This window comes from Rhodococcus opacus B4 (assembly GCF_000010805.1).
In the GTDB taxonomy this organism is placed as follows: Bacteria; Actinomycetota; Actinomycetes; order Mycobacteriales; family Mycobacteriaceae; genus Rhodococcus_F; species Rhodococcus_F opacus_C.
In genome coordinates this window covers 1,309,730-1,329,452 of the sequence record NC_012522.1, presented here as the reverse complement: position 1 = coordinate 1,329,452, position 19,723 = coordinate 1,309,730, and the positions used below count along the sequence as shown (strand labels likewise).

Annotated in this window: 20 protein-coding genes and 1 tRNA gene; 16 read left to right on the top strand and 5 right to left on the bottom strand. The window is 68.5% G+C overall.

Annotated elements, in window-relative coordinates; translation table 11 throughout:
• Window positions 1–25 precede the first annotated feature (25 nt).
• Together ROP_RS06230 and ROP_RS06225 are read left to right on the top strand one after the other, a co-directional pair.
• A complete protein-coding gene (locus tag ROP_RS06230) occupies window positions 26–505 on the top strand; it encodes a DUF1990 family protein (protein ID WP_012688478.1) in 480 nt (159 codons plus the stop codon).
• 114 nt (window positions 506–619) lie between these two features.
• Window positions 620–1,363 (top strand): GntR family transcriptional regulator, encoded by a 744-nt coding sequence (locus tag ROP_RS06225; protein WP_043824297.1) that lies wholly within the window; start codon window positions 620–622, stop codon window positions 1,361–1,363.
• A 17-nt stretch (window positions 1,364–1,380) separates the two neighbouring features.
• Here ROP_RS06225 and ROP_RS06220 read toward each other — a convergent pair whose 3' ends face one another.
• Both ROP_RS06220 and ROP_RS06215 read right to left on the bottom strand, forming a co-directional pair.
• The gene (locus ROP_RS06220) at window positions 1,381–1,845 is read right to left on the bottom strand and encodes a PTS sugar transporter subunit IIA (protein ID WP_012688476.1); all 465 of its coding nucleotides are present in this window, start codon (window positions 1,843–1,845) and stop codon (window positions 1,381–1,383) included.
• On the bottom strand, window positions 1,842–2,153 hold the full coding sequence (locus ROP_RS06215; RefSeq protein ID WP_148222440.1) for a glucose PTS transporter subunit EIIB: 312 nt from the start codon (window positions 2,151–2,153) through the stop codon (window positions 1,842–1,844). Before ROP_RS06215 ends, ROP_RS06220 begins: the two co-directional genes overlap by 4 nt.
• 166 nt (window positions 2,154–2,319) lie before the next feature.
• On the opposite strand from ROP_RS06215, the gene ROP_RS06210 reads away from it, so the two are divergent.
• The 13 genes from ROP_RS06210 to ROP_RS06150 all read left to right on the top strand — a co-directional run bounded on the left by ROP_RS06210 (window position 2,320) and on the right by ROP_RS06150 (window position 15,663).
• Window positions 2,320–3,567 carry a PTS transporter subunit EIIC gene (locus tag ROP_RS06210; RefSeq protein WP_012688475.1) on the top strand — a complete coding sequence of 416 codons (1,248 nt, stop codon included), beginning with the start codon at window positions 2,320–2,322 and terminating at the stop codon, window positions 3,565–3,567.
• Between the two features lie 2 nt (window positions 3,568–3,569).
• The gene (locus ROP_RS06205; RefSeq protein WP_012688474.1) at window positions 3,570–3,839 is read left to right on the top strand and encodes an HPr family phosphocarrier protein; all 270 of its coding nucleotides are present in this window, start codon (window positions 3,570–3,572) and stop codon (window positions 3,837–3,839) included.
• A complete protein-coding gene (ptsP, locus tag ROP_RS06200; RefSeq protein WP_012688473.1) occupies window positions 3,839–5,518 on the top strand; it encodes a phosphoenolpyruvate--protein phosphotransferase in 1,680 nt (559 codons plus the stop codon). Before ROP_RS06205 ends, ptsP begins: the two co-directional genes overlap by 1 nt.
• Window positions 5,515–6,699: an N-acetylglucosamine-6-phosphate deacetylase gene (locus ROP_RS06195; RefSeq protein ID WP_012688472.1), complete on the top strand. Its 1,185-nt coding sequence runs from the start codon at window positions 5,515–5,517 to the stop codon at window positions 6,697–6,699. Before ptsP ends, ROP_RS06195 begins: the two co-directional genes overlap by 4 nt.
• Entirely contained in the window at window positions 6,687–7,466 is a 780-nt protein-coding gene (gene nagB / locus ROP_RS06190) for a glucosamine-6-phosphate deaminase (protein ID WP_012688471.1), read from the top strand. Before ROP_RS06195 ends, nagB begins: the two co-directional genes overlap by 13 nt.
• The gene (locus ROP_RS06185; RefSeq protein ID WP_012688470.1) at window positions 7,466–8,179 is read left to right on the top strand and encodes a copper homeostasis protein CutC; all 714 of its coding nucleotides are present in this window, start codon (window positions 7,466–7,468) and stop codon (window positions 8,177–8,179) included. Before nagB ends, ROP_RS06185 begins: the two co-directional genes overlap by 1 nt.
• 79 nt (window positions 8,180–8,258) lie before the next feature.
• On the top strand, window positions 8,259–9,581 hold the full coding sequence (locus ROP_RS06180; protein ID WP_012688469.1) for an HNH endonuclease signature motif containing protein: 1,323 nt from the start codon (window positions 8,259–8,261) through the stop codon (window positions 9,579–9,581).
• Window positions 9,582–9,617: 36 nt separating this feature from the next.
• Window positions 9,618–10,109, top strand: coding sequence for a pyridoxamine 5'-phosphate oxidase family protein (locus ROP_RS06175; RefSeq protein ID WP_043824293.1), 492 nt, complete (start codon window positions 9,618–9,620; stop codon window positions 10,107–10,109).
• Between the two features lie 114 nt (window positions 10,110–10,223).
• Complete coding sequence (locus ROP_RS06170; RefSeq protein ID WP_012688467.1) at window positions 10,224–11,726, top strand: CoA-acylating methylmalonate-semialdehyde dehydrogenase; 1,503 nt, start codon at window positions 10,224–10,226, stop codon at window positions 11,724–11,726.
• 10 nt (window positions 11,727–11,736) lie between these two features.
• The gene (locus ROP_RS06165; RefSeq protein ID WP_012688466.1) at window positions 11,737–12,891 is read left to right on the top strand and encodes an isobutyryl-CoA dehydrogenase; all 1,155 of its coding nucleotides are present in this window, start codon (window positions 11,737–11,739) and stop codon (window positions 12,889–12,891) included.
• Window positions 12,888–13,958, top strand: coding sequence for an enoyl-CoA hydratase/isomerase family protein (locus tag ROP_RS06160; RefSeq protein WP_012688465.1), 1,071 nt, complete (start codon window positions 12,888–12,890; stop codon window positions 13,956–13,958). The genes ROP_RS06165 and ROP_RS06160 overlap by 4 nt, the downstream gene beginning before the upstream one ends.
• Window positions 13,850–14,890: a 3-hydroxyisobutyrate dehydrogenase gene (gene mmsB, locus ROP_RS06155; RefSeq protein WP_269454475.1), complete on the top strand. Its 1,041-nt coding sequence runs from the start codon at window positions 13,850–13,852 to the stop codon at window positions 14,888–14,890. Before ROP_RS06160 ends, mmsB begins: the two co-directional genes overlap by 109 nt.
• Window positions 14,887–15,663: an enoyl-CoA hydratase gene (locus tag ROP_RS06150; RefSeq protein ID WP_012688463.1), complete on the top strand. Its 777-nt coding sequence runs from the start codon at window positions 14,887–14,889 to the stop codon at window positions 15,661–15,663. Before mmsB ends, ROP_RS06150 begins: the two co-directional genes overlap by 4 nt.
• A gap of 31 nt (window positions 15,664–15,694) precedes the next feature.
• Here the strand turns inward: ROP_RS06150 and ROP_RS06145 are convergent, their stop codons facing one another.
• Together ROP_RS06145 and ROP_RS06140 are read right to left on the bottom strand one after the other, a co-directional pair.
• Window positions 15,695–16,228 (bottom strand): MarR family winged helix-turn-helix transcriptional regulator, encoded by a 534-nt coding sequence (locus tag ROP_RS06145; RefSeq protein WP_012688462.1) that lies wholly within the window; start codon window positions 16,226–16,228, stop codon window positions 15,695–15,697.
• A gap of 54 nt (window positions 16,229–16,282) precedes the next feature.
• Window positions 16,283–17,533, bottom strand: a complete 1,251-nt coding sequence (locus tag ROP_RS06140; protein WP_043824283.1) for a multidrug effflux MFS transporter — start codon at window positions 17,531–17,533, stop codon at window positions 16,283–16,285.
• A gap of 92 nt (window positions 17,534–17,625) precedes the next feature.
• Between ROP_RS06140 and ROP_RS06135 the strand changes: the two genes are divergently transcribed.
• A tRNA-Cys gene (locus tag ROP_RS06135) sits at window positions 17,626–17,697 on the top strand.
• 40 nt (window positions 17,698–17,737) lie between these two features.
• Here ROP_RS06135 and ROP_RS06130 read toward each other — a convergent pair.
• Entirely contained in the window at window positions 17,738–19,702 is a 1,965-nt protein-coding gene (locus tag ROP_RS06130) for a glycosyltransferase family 39 protein (RefSeq protein ID WP_012688460.1), read from the bottom strand.
• Window positions 19,703–19,723 lie beyond the last annotated feature (21 nt).

Genomic DNA, 19,723 nt, shown 5'->3' with positions numbered 1-19,723 from the left:
CCCACCTGCGTTCACGTACCCGGAGGTGGGCGCGAGCCGCAACGTTCCGTTCCCCGCGGGATACCACCATCTGCGTGAGCAGAAGGTGATCGGCCACGGAGCGGACGCATTCGAGGCGGCCGCCGCCCATCTGTGTGGCTGGGGAATGCACCGCGGCGCGGGGCTCGAGGTGCGGGCCGACGCTCCGACCGCGGTGCCCGGCTCGTCGGTCGAACTGCGCTGGGGCGTCGGTCCGGTCCGGCTCGCCTTCTCCTGCCGGGTCGTCTACGTGCTCGACTTTCCGCACCGCAGGGGCTTCGCGTACGGCACGTTGCCGGGTCACCCCGAGCGCGGCGAGGAGAGCTTCGTCGTCGAGCAGCGGCCGGACGGCGCCGTCGTCGCGACCGTGTCGGCGTTCTCGAAACCGGGGCGGTGGTTCACGCGGCTCGGCGGGCCCGCGGGCCGGGTCGTGCAGAAAGTGATGACGCGCAGGTACCTCGAGGCGCTGGCCGCGGCCGCACGGTAGGCCCGGGCGTGCGGATCACGTATTCTCGTTGTTGGACCGGACCGGACGGGACCTTTGCAGTCCGACTGCCTGATCCGATGTGTCCGACCCGTGAACAGAGCTGGAGCCGCCGGCATGATGCCCGTACATCTACGCGACAGCGTGATTCCGAAGCACGAGCAACTCCGTGCCATCCTGCTGCACAAGTGCACGAAGGAACTCCAGCCCGGCGATCTCATGACCAGTGAACGAAAACTGATGCAGGACTACGGCGTCAGTCGCATCACCGTTCGCGAGGCGATCGGGCAGCTCGTCAACGAGGGGCACCTGGTGCGGGTGCGCGGCAAGGGCACGTTCGTGGCGCATCGTCCGGTGCAGTCCAAGCTTCACCTGGCCTCGTTCACGGAGGAGATGCGGGCGCAGGGGCACAAGCCGACGACGGTGGTGCTGCAGTGTGAGGAGGACGCGGCTCCGGAGGCCACCGCGAAGGCGCTGCGGATCGCACCGGGCACCAGCGCCTATCACGTCAAACGACTGCGACTGGCTGACGGGGAACCGGTCAGCGTCGACGACGGCTGGTACAACGCGGCGCTGCTTCCCGGCCTGCTGGATCTGGACCTGACCGGCTCGATCTACCGGGCCACCGCCGACCGGTACGGCATGCCGATCGACCGGGCCGAGCAGACCGTGAGCGCAGACGGGGCGAGCCAGGACATCGCGACCCTGCTCGGCATCAAGAAGGGTGCCCCGGTGATGTACTTCGACCGGGTGTCCTTCAGCGGCCCCACGCCCGTCGAGCACGCCCGCAGCTGGTACCGGTCCGATCGCTACCAACTGCAGATGGAAGTTCAGGGGGAGCGGACTCAGCGCAGCGTCTGAGCCCGGCCGCCCCGTTCCTACGGCGCCGTCCAGTCGAACAGGACGTCGCCGGTGTTCACGTCGGACCCGATGCTGTCGGTGGACACCGAATCCGCCTTGGAATCCATCACCACGATCGGGCAGACGGCGGAGTACCCGGTGCCGTCGATCTCGCTCGGGTCGAATCGCACCACGGGGTCGCCCGCGTCGACGGTGTCGCCCTCCGCCGCCAGCAGCGTGAACCCCTCACCCTGCAGTTTCACCGTGTCGATGCCCAGGTGAACCAGCACGCCGCCGCCCGCCGAGCCCAGGATGACGAACGCGTGCGGGTGGAGTTTGAGGATCTTGCCGGAGATGGGAGCGAGCACGTCGAGGGCGCCGCGGTCGCGCGCCGGCTCGATCGCGACTCCGGAACCCACCATCTGTCCGGCGAACACGGGATCGGGCACGTCGGCCAGGGCGAGTACCCGACCGGGCAGTGGAGCCTGTACCGACAGGCTCACAGGATGTCCTCGATGTCCTCGGCCAGGGTGTCCGCCTCGGGGCCGACGATGACCTGGACGACGCTGCCCGCCTTCAACACCCCGTGGGCGCCCGCGGCCTTGAGCGCGGCCTCGTCGACCTTGGCGCCGTCCTTGACCTCGGTGCGCAGCCGGGTGATGCAGGCCTCGATCTCGACGATGTTGTCGGCACCGCCGAGGCCGCTGATGATTGCGTCCGCTTTGGACATCGGTTCTCCCTCGTAGTTCGTGTTTGCGCTGCAGGTGATGGCGCGGAATGAGTTAGCTGAATCACATTTGCCTGTTGACATCCTGTGCTCACCTGGTCAAACTAGCAACTGGTTATGACCGGACAGTACCCGTTGGGGGTGCTGGTCCACAATAGTTTTCCCGAAGCCGTACGACGCGCTCGCCGCCACCGGTTTCGGGGCTCACCAGACGCCGATTCGGCGACCGAAGCGCACAGAGAAGGCCGATATGACTGTCGTAGACAGCCCGAAAAAGGAATCAGCGGTGTTTGCCGGGTTGCAGCGCCTCGGGCGCAGCCTGATGCTGCCGATCGCGGTACTTCCCGCGGCGGGCATCTTGCTCCGGCTCGGTCAGGACGACCTCCTCGGCCGATTCGACTCGATGCACACCGCCGCGTCCGTCATCTCCGCGGCAGGCCAGGCCGTGTTCACCTGGCTGCCCCTCATCTTCGCGGTGGGCATCGCCATCGGCTGGGCCAAGAAGGCGGACGGGTCCACCGCGCTGGCAGCCGTGGTCGGATACATGGTCATCAACGGCGTGTTCGAGGCCATGTCCCCGGTCGTCCTCGAAGGCAAGACCGACCCGAACGGTGACCAGGCGCTGATCAACTACGGTGTTCTCGCGGGCATCGTGATGGGTCTGCTGTCCGCCATTCTGTGGCAGCGGTTCTACCGCACCAAACTGCCCGACTACCTCGGATTCTTCAACGGGCGCAGGCTCGTTCCCATCCTCACCGCCGTCACCGGTCTCGTCGTCGGCGTCCTCATGGCGTTCCTGTATCCGGCGTTCAACTCCGCTCTGACGTGGGTGGGCGAGACGGTCGCCGAGAACTCGGTGATCGGTGGCGGCGTCTACGGCATGGCCAACCGCCTGCTCATCCCGACCGGACTACACCACATCCTGAACTCGACCGTGTGGTTCCTCGTCGGCGACTACCAGAACGCGAGTGGCGAACTCGTCCGCGGTGACCTCAACCGGTTCTTCGCCGGCGACCCGAGCGCCGGCATCTTCATGACCGGCTTCTTCCCGATCATGATGTTCGCGCTTCCCGCTGCCGCACTGGCGATCTGGCGTAACGCCCGGCCGTCGCAGAAGAAGGTCGTGGGCGGCATCATGCTCTCCACTGCGCTGACGGCGTTCCTCACCGGGATCACCGAGCCCCTCGAATTCGCGTTCATGTTCGTCGCCTGGCCGCTGTACCTGATCCACGCGTTCCTCACCGGCACCTCGATGGCTCTGGTCAACGCGCTCGGCATCCATGACGGATTCACATTCTCCGCAGGCTTCTTCGACTACGTCCTCAACTTCGGCAAGGCCACCAACGCGTGGATGCTGATCCCCATCGGGCTCGGGTACGCGGTGATCTATTACGTCCTGTTCAGCTTCGTCATCAAGAAATGGAACCTGCGTACCCCCGGCCGGGAGGACGACGCGGACACCAGTACCGACACCGACACGGAAAAGGCAGGTCAGTGACCATGGCTTCACGAACGGTCCTCATCGGTTCGAAGGTGGGCCTGCACGCCCGCCCCGCCGCCAAGTTCACCCAGGCCGCCGCAGCCGTGCCCGTCGCGGTGCAGATCGCGGTCGGCGCGTCGGCGCCGGTGGACGCGGGCAGCATGCTCGCGGTCATGACCCTCGGCGCGGCATTCGGTACCGAGGTGACGATCACGGCGGACGGGGAAGGCAGCGAGGAGGCCCTCGACCGCCTCGCCGATCTGCTCGCCTCCGACCTCGACGCCGCCTGATGCCGACGACCACGGAACAGACAGTGCACGGACTCGGGGTGAGCCCGGGGCTGGTCTGCGCGCCCTGGCTCGCGTTCGGGACACCGGTCGAGACATCCGCCGAAGACCCTGTCGGCGAATCGGTCCCAGCGGAGATGGCCCGGGTGCGGGACGCCCTCGCGACGGTCTCCGGCGACCTCGAGGCCCGCGCCGCGCAGGTCGACGGCGTCGCGTCCGAGATCCTGCTCGTGTCCGCGGCGATGGCCCGCGACCCGGGAATCGTGTCCGCCGCCGAGGAGAACCTGCTCGGCGGCATGCCGACTGCGCACGCCGTGCGCGTCGCATTCGACGGCTTCTGCGCCAGACTCGAGGCAGTCGGCGGGTATCTGGCCGAGCGCGTCGCGGACCTGCGGGACCTCGGACATCGTTCGGTCGCGGTGCTGCTGGGTGTGCCGATGCCGGGAATCCCCGAGCCGGGACACCCGTTCGTGCTCGTTGCCCGGGACCTGTCGCCCGCGGACACCGCGATGCTCGGCGGCAGCGACGTGGTGGGCCTGCTCACCGCGGAGGGCGGGCCGACGAGTCACACTGCGATACTGGCGAAATCGCTCGGCCTTCCCGCGATCGTGAACTGCGCCGACCTCGACCGGTTGGTCGAGGGGAGGCCGGTGGTGCTCGACGGCACCACGGGCGAGGTGGTCGTCGACCCCGGCGAACGCCGACAGTCGGATGTGTCGGCGCGGATCGCCGCGGCCCTGGTGCGGGTCGCGGCCACGAGTGGGCCGGGCCGCACCCGGGACGGCGCACCCGTCGGGCTGCTCGTCAACATCGGCACCGTCGACGATGCCGTGCGCGCCGCGTCCGCGGACTCGGAGGGTGTGGGGTTGTTCCGCACCGAATTCCTGTATCTCGGCAGGCAGGAAGCGCCCACCCTCGACGAGCAGATTGCCACGTACAGCGCGCTGTTCGAGCGGTTCGCGGGTCGGAAGGTGGTGGTGCGCACCCTCGACTCCGGTTCCGACAAACCACTGCCGTTCCTCGACCTGGGCGCGGAGGAGAACCCGGCCCTCGGTGTGCGGGGACTGCGGGTCGGCTCCGTCTATCCGGACGTCCTGGCCACCCAACTGGAGGCCCTCGGGATCGCGGCATCCGCGACCGGCGCCGACCTGTGGGTGATGGCCCCGATGGTCGCCACCGCGGACGAGGCGGAGGGCTTCGCCGCGCTCGCCCGGTCGTACGGAATCGCCACGGTAGGGGCGATGATCGAGATCCCGTCGGCGGCGCTGCGTGCCCGCGACCTGCTCGAACATCTCGATTTCGTCAGTATCGGGACCAACGACCTGAGCCAGTACACCTGTGCCGCGGACCGGATGGCCGGCGGTCTCGCCCCGCTGCTCGACCCGTGGCAGCCCGCGGTCCTGGACCTCATCGGTCTGGTCGGCGCGGCAGGAGCCGAGGCGGGCACGCCGGTCGGGGTCTGCGGGGAGGCCGCGTCCGATCCCGCGCTGGCGCCGGTGCTCGTCGGGCTGGGCGTCACGAGTCTGTCCATGGTGGCGCCGTCGCTGGGCGGCGTGCGGGCACGCCTGGCCGCCACCGACCTCGGCCGATGCCGGGAGATGGCGGCCGCCGCGCGCAACGCACAGTCCCCGCAGGCCGCACGGTCGGCTGTCGCGGCACTCGCGTCCGGAGCGCCCCGATGATCCTGCGCGGCCGGGCCGTGGTGGAGGACGGCGTCATCGCCGACGGTGTGGTCGTCACCGACGGCGACCGAATCTCCTGGGTCGGTTCGGCGTCGGGATACCGCGGGCACGTGCCGCTGCCGGACCCGAGTTCGTCGATACTGCTGCCGGGCCTGATCGACCTGCACTGCCACGGCGGCGCAGGCGCCGGTTTTCCCAACGCCGACGCCGACGGGGCGAGCCGGGCCGCGGACCACCACCGCGAGCACGGCACCACCGGACTGCTCGGAAGTCTGGTCTCGGCGGGGGAGCAGGACCTGCTGCGGCAGGCCGGAATCCTCGCCGACCTGGTGGAACGCGGCGATCTTCTCGGGATCCACCTGGAAGGTCCGTTCATCTCCGGTGCCCGCTGCGGCGCACAGGATCCTGCGTCCGTGGTGCCCGGCGACCCCGGACTGTTCGAGAGGATCTGCGACGCCGCGCGCGGCACCGTCCGGTCGATGACGCTCGCGCCGGAGACGGCGCACTTCGGTGAGCTTCTCGCCGCGATGCGCCGGCGCGGCGTGGTGCCGAGCCTCGGCCACACCGACTCCGACGCGGCGACGACGTCCGCACGGATCGCCGACGCCGCCGGCGGGCCGCTGACCGCCACGCACCTATTCAATGCGATGCCGCCGCTGCACCACCGCGCACCGGGTCCGGTGGCGGCGTTCCTCGCCGCGGCCGGTCGCGGCGACATCGTCGTCGAGTTGATCGCGGACGGAGTGCATCTCGCGCCCGAGACGGTGTCGATGGTGTTCGACACCGTCGGGCCCGAGCAGATCGTCCTCGTCAGCGACGCCATGGCCGCCGCCGGTGTCTCGGACGGCGACTACCAACTCGGCCCGCTGGACGTGTGCGTCTCACACGGGGTGGCCCGGCTCGCGACCGCCGACGGATCCGAGGGGGCCATCGCGGGCGGCACCGCGCGACTGCTGGACGTGGTGCGTACCACCGTTTTCGACAGCGGCGTCAGACTCGTCGACGCTGTCGCGTCCGCCACCAGGACCCCGGCCCGGCTGCTCGGCCTGGAGTCCGAACGCGGCACCCTGGCGCCGGGCCGCCGCGCCGATATCGTCGTGACCGATCACCAACTGCGCCCGCGTGGCGTGTTTGTCGGCGGTATGCCCGCCGGAACGGAAGGACTCGCATGGAAATCGTAATCCGGCAGACGCCGTCGGAGGTCGGCACGACCGTCGCGGACATCGTCGAGGGGTACGTCCGACGCGGTCCGACGACACTGGGCCTCGCCACCGGATCGTCCCCGCTCGGGAGCTACCGGGAACTCGCGCGACGGCACCGCGAGTCCGGGCTGGACTTCTCGGATGCTCGCGCCTTCCTGCTGGACGAGTACGTGGGACTCCCGAAAAGTCATGGTCAGTCCTACTTCTCGGTGATCCGCTCGGAGTTCGTCGACCACGTGAATCTCGACCCGGGGCACGTGCTCAGCCCCGACGGGGAATCGTCCGACATCGCCGAGGAGGGCGCCCGGTACGACGCCGCCATCGCCGAGGCGGGCGGCATCGATGTGCAACTGCTCGGCATCGGCACCGACGGCCACATCGGGTTCAACGAGCCGGGTTCCGCGCTGACCTCCCGCACCCGTGTCAAGACGCTCACCGAGCAGACCCGCCTCGACAACGCGCGGTTCTTCGACAGCGTGGACGACGTCCCGCACCACGTCCTCACCCAGGGGCTCGGCACCATCAGCGAAGCCCGGCACCTGGTGATGATCGCGTTCGGCAAGGGCAAGGCCGAGGCGATCGCCGCCGCCGCGGAGGGACCGCTCTCCGCGTTCTGCCCGGCCTCGGTGATGCAACTGCATCGGCACGTCACCGTCGTGATCGACGAGGCCGCGGCGAGCAAGCTGCAACTCGCCGACTACTACCGGTATGCACTGGAACACAAGCCTTCCTGGCAGTCGTTCTAGTGGCCCCCGTACTCGAACTGGCGGTCCAGGACGTCGCGGGCGCCCGGATCGCACGACGCGCCGGTGCCTCGCGCGTCGAGTTGTGCACCGCACTCGGCGCGACCGGCGGGTTGACGCCGAGCATCGGCATGATCGAAGCGGTTGCGGCCCAGGGGATCGCGGTGCACCCGCTGATCCGGTGCCGGCCCGGCGGATTCGTCTACGACGCCGACGAGATCGCGGTCATGGCCCGCGACATCCGGGCCGCGATGGGTGCGGGCGCATCCGGAGTCGTCGTCGGTGCGCTCACACCCGGCCTGGCCGTCGACCGCGACGCGCTGGCCCGCCTGCTCGACGGCATCGACCCGTACGCGGTGGAGGTGACGTTCCATCGTGCGATGGACGTCGTCGACGACAGGGCGACAGCCCTCGATGCGCTCGCGAGGTCGGGCATCATCCGGGTCCTCACCTCGGGCGGAGCGCAGCGGTGCATCGACGGCCTCGACGCCCTGTCGGCCATGGTCGCCCACGCACACGGGCGCATCCAGGTGATGGCAGGCGGCGGGATCCGTGTCGACGACATCGCCGCGGTCGCGGGCACCGGTGTGGACGCCATACACCTCTCCGCCCGCCGCACCGTCGCCGACAGCGGTGGCCCCGGCGGTGGGTCCGGTGGCTACGACGAAGTCGACGACACCCTCGCCCTCGCAGCGGCTGCGGCACTGGGGATCTGAACTTTTCGGCTATTGCCCGAGGTTCAGCGCGACTGCTAGGATCGAACAAAGTTTCGAATGACCTTGGGGGAGGTTGGTCGTGGGGGATGTGGTGGCACCGGATCTGGAGGAGTTGCGGGCGTTCACGGCGCGGTTGCGGTGTGTCGAGGCGTGTGGTGATGCGGGGTTGGGGATCGAGTGGCTCGATGCGGTGGAGGCGTTGAAGTCGGTGGGGTGTGCGGTGCAGGCGGTGGTGACCGATGATGTCGCCACTGTTGTGCGGGAGGACCGTCAGGCTCGTCGGTTGCCGCGGGCGGAGTGGGACGGGGGGATCGCGTCGCAGATCGGGTTGGCGCGCAGGGAGTCTCCGAATCGGGGTGGCCGGCATCTGGGGTTCGCGCGGGCGGTGGTGCACGAGATGCCGCACACGTTGGCGTTGTTGCGGTCGGGTCGGTTGAACGAATGGCGCGCCACGTTGTTGGTGCGGGAGACGGCCTGTTTGTCGGCGCGTGACCGGGGAATCGTGGATCGGCGGTTGTGTTCGGACCCGGACATTCTCGATGGGGTGGGTGACCGCGGTCTGATCGCGAAGGCGAAGGCCCTGGCGGTGGAGCTCGATGCCGCGGCGGTGGTGGCGCGGCATCGTAAGGCGGTGTCGGAGCGGCGGGTGACGACGCGGCCGGCGCCGGATTCGATGGCGTATCTGGGTGTGCTGATGCCGATGGAGCAGGCGGTCTGTGTGCAGGCCACGCTGGGGCGGGATGCGGACAGCCTGATCGCGACCGGGGACGGTGGCGGTCGGACGCGGAATCAGGTGATGGCGGACTTGTTGTTCGAGCGTGGTACCGGGGTGTCGGTGGCGGCGGGGGTGCCGGTGGCGGTGGATCTGGTGATTTCCGACGAAACCTTGCTGGCGGGTGAGGGCGAGGCGGCGGACCTGCAGGGGTTCGGGCCGGTGCCGGCGTCGATTGCGCGGCAGTTGGTGGCGGACGCGGTGGATTCGGAGACCGAGGCCACCCTGCGGTTGATGTACGCGTGCCCGGTGTCGGGGGTGTTGACGGCGATGGAGTCGCAGGCGCGGACGTTCCCGAGGAGCCTGAGAAATTTGATCGATCTGCGGGATCGGACGTGCCGGACGCCGTGGTGTGATGCGCCGATCCGCCATCACGACCACATTCGCTCGCGCCGGAACAAGGGTGTCACCACGGCGCAGAATGGGGCGGGTTTGTGCGCGGCGTGCAATTACGCGAAGGAGGGTGACGGGTGGGCCGCTCGTCCGGTGTGTCGGCCCGATCGCCGGCATCTCCTCGATCTGGGGACTCCGACCGGGCATCATTACCGGTCCGCGGCGCCCCGGCTGCCGTCCGCGGCGCGACGGTCGGAGATCGAGGCGATCCTGATCGCGCATTTGCGTGCGTCTTGACCGTGCGGTCATGGGAATCGTCGTAGGGTCGTGTCCATGGCCAGCTGGAACGAGTTTGCCGAAGCTGCTCCGCGGATTGCCGCGATCTTCTCCCGCAGGCACGCGGCGACCAAGAACCTGTGCATGCTCGGCACCCTGCGGTCCGACGGATTTCCGCGGATCAGCCCGGTCGAGCCGAGATTCTTCGAGAACCAGTTGTGGATCGCCGGAATGCCGAACACGACGAAATTCCAGGATCTCGCCCGCGATCCGCGTTTCTGCCTGCACACGGCGACCGTCGACAGTGAAGTGAAGGAAGGTGACGCGAAACTGTGGGGTGTTGTCGACGACGTCCAGGACAAGGCGCTGCATCAACGATTCGCGCAGGCGCTGTTCGACGAGACCGGTTTCGACATCCGTGGGCAGGAGTTCGATCACTGCTACCGAGCGGACCTGACCGGCGGCTCGGCGGTGGAGGTCGGCGACGGCCACATGGACATCACCATCTGGAAGCCGGGAGAGCCCGAGCGCGTCGTGCGGAAACACTGAACGCTCACTCGGTCGGGGGTCTTCTCGGGAGCCTGGACATACATGGACATCCAACTATAGGATGGGCACATATTCGGAACTCCCTGATCATCGAGCAAGGAACGGGTTCGCACCATGGTTCAAGAGCTATCCCACTTCGTCGGCGGCAAGCGCGTCCCCGGTGCCTCCAACAAGTTCGGCGACGTCTACGACCCCAACACCGGTGAGGTGCAGGCGCGTGTGCCTCTCGCCGACAAGGCCGAGACCGAGGCGATCATCGCGAACGCGGTAGAGGCTCAGCGGGAATGGGCGCTGTTCAATCCGCAGAAGCGGGCACGCGTCCTGATGAAATTCCTCCAGCTCGTGCAGGACGAGATGGATTCGCTGGCGCGCCTCCTGTCGTCCGAGCACGGTAAGACGATCCCCGACGCGAAGGGCGACATCCAGCGCGGCCTCGAGGTCATCGAGTTCGCCCTCGGCGCTCCACACCTGCTCAAGGGCGAGTACACGGAATCCGCCGGAACCGGCATCGACGTGTACTCCATGCGCCAGCCGCTCGGCGTCGTCGCGGGCATCACCCCGTTCAACTTCCCGGCCATGATCCCGCTGTGGAAGGCCGGTCCCGCACTGGCCGCCGGCAACGCCTTCATCCTCAAGCCGTCCGAGCGCGACCCCTCGGTGCCGCTTCGCCTGGCCGAACTGTTCCTCGAGGCCGGTCTGCCCGCGGGCGTGTTCAACGTGGTCAACGGTGACAAGGAAGTGGTGGACGTCCTGCTCACCGACGACCGCGTCAAGGCCGTCGGATTCGTCGGCTCCACCCCGATCGCGCAGTACATCTATGAGACCGCCGCGGCCCACGGCAAGCGTGCACAGTGCTTCGGTGGCGCGAAGAACCACGCGATCGTGATGCCCGACGCCGACCTCGACGAGGTTGCGGACGCCCTCATCGGCGCAGGTTACGGCTCCGCGGGTGAGCGCTGCATGGCCATTTCCGTCGCGGTTCCGGTGGGGGAGGAGACGGCGGATGCGCTCGTCGCCAAGCTGACCGAGCGGGTCGGCAAGCTGAAGATCGGGCGAAGCGACGACGAGGGCGCCGACTTCGGGCCGCTGGTCAGCAAGGACGCCGTCGAGCGCGTGAACAACTACATCCAGATCGGCCTCGACGAGGGTGCAGAGGCCGTGGTCGACGGCCGCGGCTTCACCCTCGAGGGCCACGAGAACGGCTTCTTCGCCGGCGCGACCCTGTTCGACAAGGTCACCACCGACATGCGCGTCTACAAGGAAGAGATCTTCGGACCCGTCCTGCTGGTCGCCCGCGCCGCGGACTACGAGGAGGCGCTGCGCCTGCCCACCGAGCACGAGTACGGCAACGGTGTCGCCATCTTCACTCGCGACGGCGACACGGCCCGCGACTTCTGCTCGCGAGTGCAGGTCGGCATGGTTGGCGTCAACGTGCCGATCCCCGTGCCGATCGCGTACCACACGTTCGGCGGCTGGAAGCGCTCCGGATTCGGCGATCTCAACCAGCACGGTCCCGACTCGTTCCGCTTCTACACCAAGACCAAGACCGTGACCCAGCGCTGGCCTTCCGGCAAGAAGGAAGAGACCAACCACTTCGTCATCCCGACCATGAACTGATCGGAACTCCATGTTCACCTTGACCGATGACGAGCGGGCGATTCGTGACACGGCCCGTGATTTCGCGGCCGAGCATCTCGCGCCGCATGCTGTGGAGTGGGATCAGACGAAGCATTTCCCGGTGGATGTGCTGCGGAAGGCGGCGTCGTTGGGGATGGGCGGGATCTATGTCCGCGAGGACGTGGGGGGTTCGGAGCTGACCCGGGTCGATGCGGCCCGGATCTTCGAGCAGTTGGCGAAGGGCTGCCCGTCGATCGCCGCCTATATTTCCATTCACAACATGGTGACCTGGATGATCGACAGGTTCGGCACCGAGGAGCAACGGCATCAGTGGGTGCCTCGGTTGTGTGCGATGGATCAGCTGGGCAGTTACTGCCTGACCGAGCCGGGTGCGGGTTCGGATGCGGCGGCGTTGAGCACCCGCGCGGTCCGGGACGGCGACGACTTCGTCCTCAACGGGGTCAAGCAGTTCATCTCCGGGGCCGGGACGTCGGAGGTGTATGTGGTGATGGCCCGCACCGGCGAGGGCGGGCCGCGGGGCATTTCGGCGTTCATCGTGCCGAAGGAGTCGGCGGGGCTGTCGTTCGGGCCGAACGAGGTGAAGATGGGCTGGAACGCCCAACCGACCCGGCAGGTGATCTTCGAGGATGTGCGGGTGCCGGCGGCGAACCTGCTCGGTAGCGAGGGCGGCGGGTTCCGGATCGCGATGGCCGGCCTGAACGGGGGCCGCCTCAACATCGCGGCGTGCTCGGTCGGCGGGGCGCAGACCGCCCTGGACAAGGCCGTCGCCTATCTGGCGGACCGGAAGGCGTTCGGGGCGGCGTTGCTGGACTCGCAGGCGTTGCAGTTCCAGCTCGCGGACATGCGCACCGAACTCGAGGCCGCCCGCACCCTGTTGTGGCGGGCGGCCGCCGCCCTCGAGGAGGGTGCCCCGGATGTGGTGGAGTTGTGTGCGATGGCGAAACGGTTCGCCACCGACACCGGGTTCGAGGTCGCGAACCGGGCGCTGCAGCTGCACGGCGGGTACGGCTACCTTGCCGAGTACGGGATCGAGAAGATCGTCCGCGACCTGCGGGTGCATCAGATCCTCGAAGGCAGCAACGAGATCATGCGGGTGGTCATCGCCCGCAGCATCATCGCGGGACACGGAAAGGGAGCGGCATGACAGGCGCGGGAACCACGGAGCCGGAGGTTCTGATCGACACCAGCGGCGGGGTGGGCCGGATCGTGTTGAACCGGCCGAGGGCGATCAACGCCCTCAACCATTCGATGGTCCGGCAGATTGCGGCGGCCCTGACGGAGTGGGCCGGCGACGATCAAGTGCGGGCGGTGCTGATCACCGGCGCCGGGGACCGCGGGTTGTGCGCGGGCGGGGACATCGTCTCGATCTACCACGACGCCAAAACCGGGGGCACCGGGTCGCGGGAGTTCTGGCGCGAGGAGTACATCCTCAACGCCGCCATCGCGAACTACCGCAAACCGTATGTGGCGGTCATGGACGGCATCGTGATGGGCGGCGGGGTCGGGGTGTCGGCGCACGGCAGCGTCCGGATCGTGACGGAGCGGTCGATGATCGGGATGCCCGAGACCGGGATCGGGTTCGTCCCCGACGTCGGCGGCACCTACCTGCTGGCCCGCACCCCCGGCGAACTCGGGACGCACATCGCGCTCACCACGGCACGGCTGAGCGCCGGGGATGCGATCGCGTGCGGGTTCGCCGACCACTTCATCCCGTCCGAGCAGATCGCCGCGTTCGTCGACGCGCTGACGTCCACGTCGGTGGAGGAGGCGGTGGCCGCGTTCACCGCACCGGCGCCGGCCTCGGACCTGCTGGCGCAGCAGGGCTGGATCGATGCCGCGTACTCGGCGGATTCGGTCCCGGAGATCGTGTCCCGGCTCCAACGCAGTGGGGTGCCGGAGGCGGCGAAGGCGGCCGAGCAGATCCTGTCGAAGTCGCCGACCGCGTGCGCGGTCACCCTGGCCTCGCTGCGCCGCGCCCGCGCGGCGGGCAGCCTCGAGGACGTGTTGAACGACGAATTCCGGGTGTCCGTCGCCTGCCTGAACTCACCCGACCTGGTCGAGGGGATCCGGGCGCAGGTCGTCGACAAGGACCGCAACCCGCACTGGTCACCCGCCACCCTCGACGAGGTCACCGACGACGACGTCGCACAGTTCTTCACACCCCTCGGAGACCTCGAACTCGGCCTCACGGCCCCGCAACCGCAGCGCTGACCACCAGCCACAAGCGTCCAGGAGGGACTGCTATGAGCACTACCGTCGGATTTCTGGGACTCGGCCACATGGGTGGCCCCATGGCGGCCAACCTCGTCAAGGCGGGGCACACGGTGGTCGGATTCGACCTCGCGCCCGCCGCACTCGAGCAGGCGGTGAAAGACGGTGTCACCGTCGCCGATTCGGCCGTCGAGGCCGTGCGCGAGGTGGACGTCGTGATCACGATGCTGCCGAGCGGCAAACACGTTCTCGGGCTCTACGCGGAGATCCTGTCGGCCGCGAAGCCGGGCACCCTGTTCATCGACTCGTCCACCATCGACGTCGCGGACGCCCGCGCGGCCCACGACGAGGCCGTCAAAGCGGGTCACCGTTCGGTGGACGCACCCGTTTCCGGTGGCGTCGTCGGCGCCACCGCGGGAACGCTGGCGTTCATGGTCGGCGGCGCGGCAGATGACTTCGAGTCCGCGAAGCCGCTGCTCGACGTCATGGGCAAGAAGGTCGTCCACTGCGGCGACCCGGGCAACGGTCAGGCCGCGAAGATCTGCAACAACATGATCCTCGGTGTGTCGATGATCGCCGTCAGCGAGGCGTTCGTCCTCGGCGAGAAGCTGGGCCTGAGCAACCAGGCCCTGTTCGACGTCGCATCCAACGCGTCGGGCCAGTGCTGGGCGCTCACCACCAACTGTCCTGTGCCCGGACCGGTTCCGACGAGTCCGGCCAACAACGACTACCAGCCGGGCTTCGCCGCCGCGCTGATGGACAAGGATCTCGGTCTCGCCGCGAACGCGCTGAAGACCAACGGCGTCGAGGCCGAACTCGGGCTCCGCGCTGCCGAACTGTACAGCCGGTTCCACGCCGCCGGCGGTGGTGGCCAGGACTTCTCGGCCATCATCAACGACATCCGCGAACGTTCAACCGAGGGAGACCAGTGACCGACTTCGAGACCATCCTCCTGGAGCGCAAGGGCCGGGTGGGGATCATCACCCTCAACCGTCCGAAAGCGCTCAACGCACTGAACTCCGAGCTGATGCGCGAGGTCGTGTCGGCGGTGGAGCAGTTGGAGAAGGATTCGGCGATCGGTGCCATCCTGATCACCGGCTCCGACCGGGCCTTCGCGGCGGGTGCCGATATCAAGGAGATGCAGCCCAAGTCGTACATGGACGTGTACCTGGACGACTTCTTCGCCGCGTGGGATCGCCTCGCCGCGGCCCGCAAGCCCACCATCGCTGCTGTCGCGGGCTATGCCCTCGGCGGCGGATGCGAACTGGCGATGCTCTGCGACATCCTGATCGCCGCCGACACCGCCAAGTTCGGTCAGCCGGAGATCAAGCTCGGCGTCATCCCCGGCATCGGCGGATCGCAGCGTCTGACGCGCGCGGTGGGCAAGGCCAAGGCCATGGAACTGTGCCTGACCGGCCGGAACATGGACGCCGAGGAGGCCGAACGCGCGGGGCTGGTGTCGCGGATCGTGCCCGCCGCCGACCTCCTGGACGAGGCGCTGAAGACGGCGACCACCATCGCCGAGATGTCCCTACCGGTCGCGATGATGGCGAAGGAAGCGGTGAACCGCTCGTTCGAGACCACGCTGACCGAGGGTGTCCGCTTCGAACGACGGGTGTTCCACTCGACGTTCGCCACCGAAGACCAGAAGGAAGGCATGGCAGCGTTCGTCGAGAAGCGTTCGCCCGTCTTCAAGCACCGCTGAGTCTTCAAGCACCGCTGAGGGCCCTGGCTCGTCACCACTTGGTGGGCGCGTCTCCGGTGTCGAAATCGCCTGCCTCGCGTCGCAGTTCGGCGAGGATGGCGACCAGCTGTTCCAGCTTGTCACCGGATACGCCGGGGCTCGAGAACACCTGGGCATTGAGCCGCTCGGTCGATTCGACTGCCAGTTTCCTTCCCGCGTCGGTGATTTCGATCAGTGTTGCGCGGCGGTCGCTCGGATGCGGAACCCGCCGTACGAGATTCGCCGTCTCGAGCCGGTCGACGGCGTTGGTGACGCTGGTCGGGTGAACCTGAAGGCGCGCGCTGGCCTTCGCCATCGGGAGCGCGCCCGTGCGCGTGAACGTCAGCAGTGTCAGCAATTCGTACCGGGCGAACGTGAGCCCCGACGGCTTGAGCACCTCTTCCACCCGCGCGATCATGATCTGATGGGCGCGCATCACCGAGGTCACCGCGGCCATGCCGTCGGCGACATCACCCCAGCCGTGCTTGGTCCACTGCCGGTGGGCCTCTTCGATGGGGTCGAGATGAAGTGGTGACGGTGGTGGCATGCGTCGATCATCCCATGTCGGGTGATCGGCCGTGAAAGTCTGCCGATCGTGTCGTCAGCGGGCTTCCGCCTTCGCTGCGGCCGTGAGCGCCACCAACCCGAGGCCCGTGCACGCGGTCATCGTGACCGCGAGCGCGACGCCGGTGTTACCCAGCACGCCGACCAGTGGCGCGATCAGGGCGCCGACACCGAACTGCAGGGCGCCGAGCAGCGCGGCCGCCGTACCCGCGGCCTCGCCGTGCCTGCCGAGAGCCAGGGCCGGGGCATTGGGCAGGACGAATCCGACACCGCCGAGGAGGAACCACAGGGGAACGACGAACCCGACGAGCCCGCCGAACTCGAAATGCGCGGTGGTGATCAGCGCCAGCCCGGCCACCGTCGCGAAGCCGAGGGACGACACCGTGATCTGCAGCGGTGACCAGCGTGCGAGCGCGCGGACGTTGAGTTGCGAGGCCCCGATGAGAGCGATCGCGCCGGAGCTGAACAGCAGCGCGAACTGCTGCTCGTCCAGGCCGTACTGGTCCTGGAAGACGAACGATGCACCGGAGACGTACGAGAACAGCGATCCCATCGCCACGCTCGACACGAGGGCGAGCACCATGAACGCCCGGTCGCCGAGCAGGCCCCGGTAGGTGCCCAGCACGGCGAGGAGATTGCTCTTGCGGCGGCGTTCGGGCGGCAGCGTCTCCGTCAGACCCCACGCACCGATCACCGCCGTCAGGGTGCCGATCACGGCGAGGACGACGAAGATCCCGCGCCAGTCGAGAGCGATGAGAAGTGCGCCGCCGATACTCGGGGCGAGCACGGGTGCGACGCCGAGGACGAGCATCAGCCGCGACATCACGACGGCGACGGTGTTCCCGGAGAACAGGTCGCGGACCACGGCGAGCGCGACCACCGCCGCGGCGGCGGCGCCGATGCCCTGGAAGACACGGAGCACGCCCAGCACGGCGACGGTCGGCGCGAACACCGCGAGCACGGACGCGGCGACGTGCACACCGATACCGGCGATGAGGGGGCGTCTGCGCCCGAGGCTGTCCGCCAGCGGCCCGACGATCAACTGCCCCAGCGCGAGGCCGAGCAGTGTTCCGGTGATGGTCAGCTGGACAGCGGACGAGGATGCACCGAGGTCGGTTCCGATGTCCGGTAGCGCAGGCAGATACATGTCGATGGTGAAGGGGCCGAGGGCCACCATCGCGCCGAGTACCAGGATCACCCGGAGGCTGGGACGGGTTGTTGTCCGGTCGGCGGTCGGGGCGGCGCGTTCGTCGGTATCGGTCACGAAGCAACACAGCAACGAGGGCACCTGGTTTGTTCCCGCCCCGGCGTGTCGGTTTCGAATCACCGTGAGCGCAACCCTCGCACCCTCGGTACCGCCCGGGCACAGTAGTCATCGATGCGGGTGTGACTGAGTGGTTGAGGTACCGGCCTGCAAAGCCGTTCACACGGGTTCGAATCCCGTCACTCGCTCGGGTGAGAACCGGCAGGTGATGCACCTGCCGGTTCTCTGCTATCCGGTGTAGGTGGAGAGGTCGTACACGGTCGTGCCGCCCACGGTGACGGCGGTGAAATTGGCGGCTACCCACTCCTCGATCGCGCCGGACGTGCTGTCGCCGCCGCGACCACCCCCACCACCACCGGCGATGTAGTAGTGCACCTGGCCGTTCTCGACGTAGGAGATGAACTGGTCGAGTGTCGGCGTGGGGTCGGAACTCCACCCGCCGATGGCCATCACCGCGGTGTTCGCGGCCAGTTCGTAGGTGGCAGCGCTCTGCGATCCGTTGGTCGCGGCAGACCACGTGGTGCCTGCCTCGGCGAGCAAGGTGGTGAGCTCGGAACTCGTCCCACCCGCGTTGCCGCCCATGCCGCCGCCCCGCGCCTGGCCGCCACGCATGCCGCCGCCCGGCGCCCCGCCGCCGGCCATGTCACCACCGGGTGCCCGGCCACCGCCGCCCATTCCGGCATCGGTGACAGCCCCGGAGGGCCCGGCCGTGGGGATCGATCCGCTGTGCGCGGTGGCCGCGGTGGCGATCGCGTAGGACGCGGAACCCCCGATTCCGGCGAGCGAGCCCAGCAGCAACCCCGTCGCGGCGAGCTTCCGGACGCGGTTCCCGTCGCCGAGCGCGATCAGGGCGGCGCCGAGAACGGTACCCGCGAGCAGGACCCACTTCAGGGCGGGCATCCACTCGGTGTTGCGGTGCAACAGAACCCAGCTCCACGCGCCTGCGGCCACCAACATGAGTGCGAGGCCGAAACGTCCGAGAATGCTGCCGCGCTTCTGCCACAGTGCGTACCCGCCGGTGCCGATCATCCCGGCGATCGCGGGGGCGAGCGCCACCGTGTAGTACGGGTGGATGGTGCCGGACATGTAGCTGAAGATCAGGCCCGTGACGAGGAACCATCCGCCCCACACGATCAGGGAGGCCCGCACCCGGTCCGTGCGCGGAGCGCGTCCGCGGGCGAGCAGCCCGAAGACCAGAGCGACCAGCGCCGCCGGGATCAGCCACGAGATCTCGATGCCCATCTCGCTGCCGAACAGGCGATCCAGCCCGGTGCTCCCACCGAAGCTCGATCCCGCACTGCCACCGGCCATTCCTCCGCCGCCACCACCGCTGTTACCGAAGATCCGGCCGAGTCCGTTGTAGCCGAGCACCAGATCCATGACGCTGTTGTCGGTGGAACCACCGATGTAGGGGCGAGAATCCGCGGGCCACAGCCACACGGCGAGAACCCACCATCCGGCCGCGGCGACGACGGCGGCGACACCCGCGGCCAGGTGCAGCAGACGCGCCCGCAACCGGGCTTGCCCGGCAACCAGATATGCCAGACCGAACGCGGGCAGCACCATCAGGCCCTGCAGCATCTTGGTGAGGAATGCGAAGCCGAGTGCGACCCCGGTGAGGACGATCCACATCGCGGCTCGGCGCCCGGCCTTCGTCTCGATCGCCCGGACCACGAAGTATCCGGCCGCGGTCATCAGGAGCACGAGCAGCGCGTCGGGGTTGTCGAAGCGAAACATCAAGGCGGCCGAGGGAGTTGCGGCCAGTACGGCACCGGCGATCAACCCGGCGCCCCTGTTCGTGACGCGGGTGACGGCCGCGTAGACGAGGGCGACCGAACCGACCCCCATCAGGGCCTGGGGGACGAGGAGGCTGGCGCTGGAGAACCCGAAGATCCGCCCGGACAGTCCCATCACCCACAGCGACGCGGGCGGCTTGTCGACCGTGATGAAATTCGAGGTGTCGAGTGAGCCGAAGAACCACGCCTTCCAGCTCTGCGAACCGGCCTGCGCCGCTGCGGCGTAGAAACTGTTGGCGTAGCCGCTGGACGTGAGATCCCACAGGTACAGGGTCGCGGTGGCGGCGAGGAGTGCGGTGAGGGCGAGCGCGGAACCGTGTCGGCGGATCCACGATTCCGACTCGGCGCGGTGGCCGGGCGGTCCGATTCTCCGTGGCGGAGTGAGAACGGCAGTCATCAGGTGGTCCCTTCGCGAGTC

Bases quoted from the DNA above. Each gene is read 5' to 3' on its own strand.
- ROP_RS06130 (WP_012688460.1), bottom strand. From the start codon at position 19,702: ATGACTGCCGTTCTCACTCCGCCACGGAGAATCGGACCGCCCGGCCAC.
- ROP_RS06210 (WP_012688475.1), top strand. From the start codon at position 2,320: ATGACTGTCGTAGACAGCCCGAAAAAGGAATCAGCGGTGTTTGCCGGG.
- ROP_RS06145 (WP_012688462.1), bottom strand. From the start codon at position 16,228: ATGCCACCACCGTCACCACTTCATCTCGACCCCATCGAAGAGGCCCAC.
- ROP_RS06160 (WP_012688465.1), top strand. From the start codon at position 12,888: ATGACAGGCGCGGGAACCACGGAGCCGGAGGTTCTGATCGACACCAGC.
- ROP_RS06195 (WP_012688472.1), top strand. From the start codon at position 5,515: ATGATCCTGCGCGGCCGGGCCGTGGTGGAGGACGGCGTCATCGCCGAC.
- ROP_RS06225 (WP_043824297.1), top strand. From the start codon at position 620: ATGATGCCCGTACATCTACGCGACAGCGTGATTCCGAAGCACGAGCAA.
- ROP_RS06175 (WP_043824293.1), top strand. From the start codon at position 9,618: ATGGCCAGCTGGAACGAGTTTGCCGAAGCTGCTCCGCGGATTGCCGCG.
- ROP_RS06170 (WP_012688467.1), top strand. From the start codon at position 10,224: ATGGTTCAAGAGCTATCCCACTTCGTCGGCGGCAAGCGCGTCCCCGGT.
- ROP_RS06205 (WP_012688474.1), top strand. From the start codon at position 3,570: ATGGCTTCACGAACGGTCCTCATCGGTTCGAAGGTGGGCCTGCACGCC.
- ptsP (WP_012688473.1), top strand. From the start codon at position 3,839: ATGCCGACGACCACGGAACAGACAGTGCACGGACTCGGGGTGAGCCCG.
- ROP_RS06165 (WP_012688466.1), top strand. From the start codon at position 11,737: ATGTTCACCTTGACCGATGACGAGCGGGCGATTCGTGACACGGCCCGT.
- ROP_RS06215 (WP_148222440.1), bottom strand. From the start codon at position 2,153: ATGTCAACAGGCAAATGTGATTCAGCTAACTCATTCCGCGCCATCACC.
- nagB (WP_012688471.1), top strand. From the start codon at position 6,687: ATGGAAATCGTAATCCGGCAGACGCCGTCGGAGGTCGGCACGACCGTC.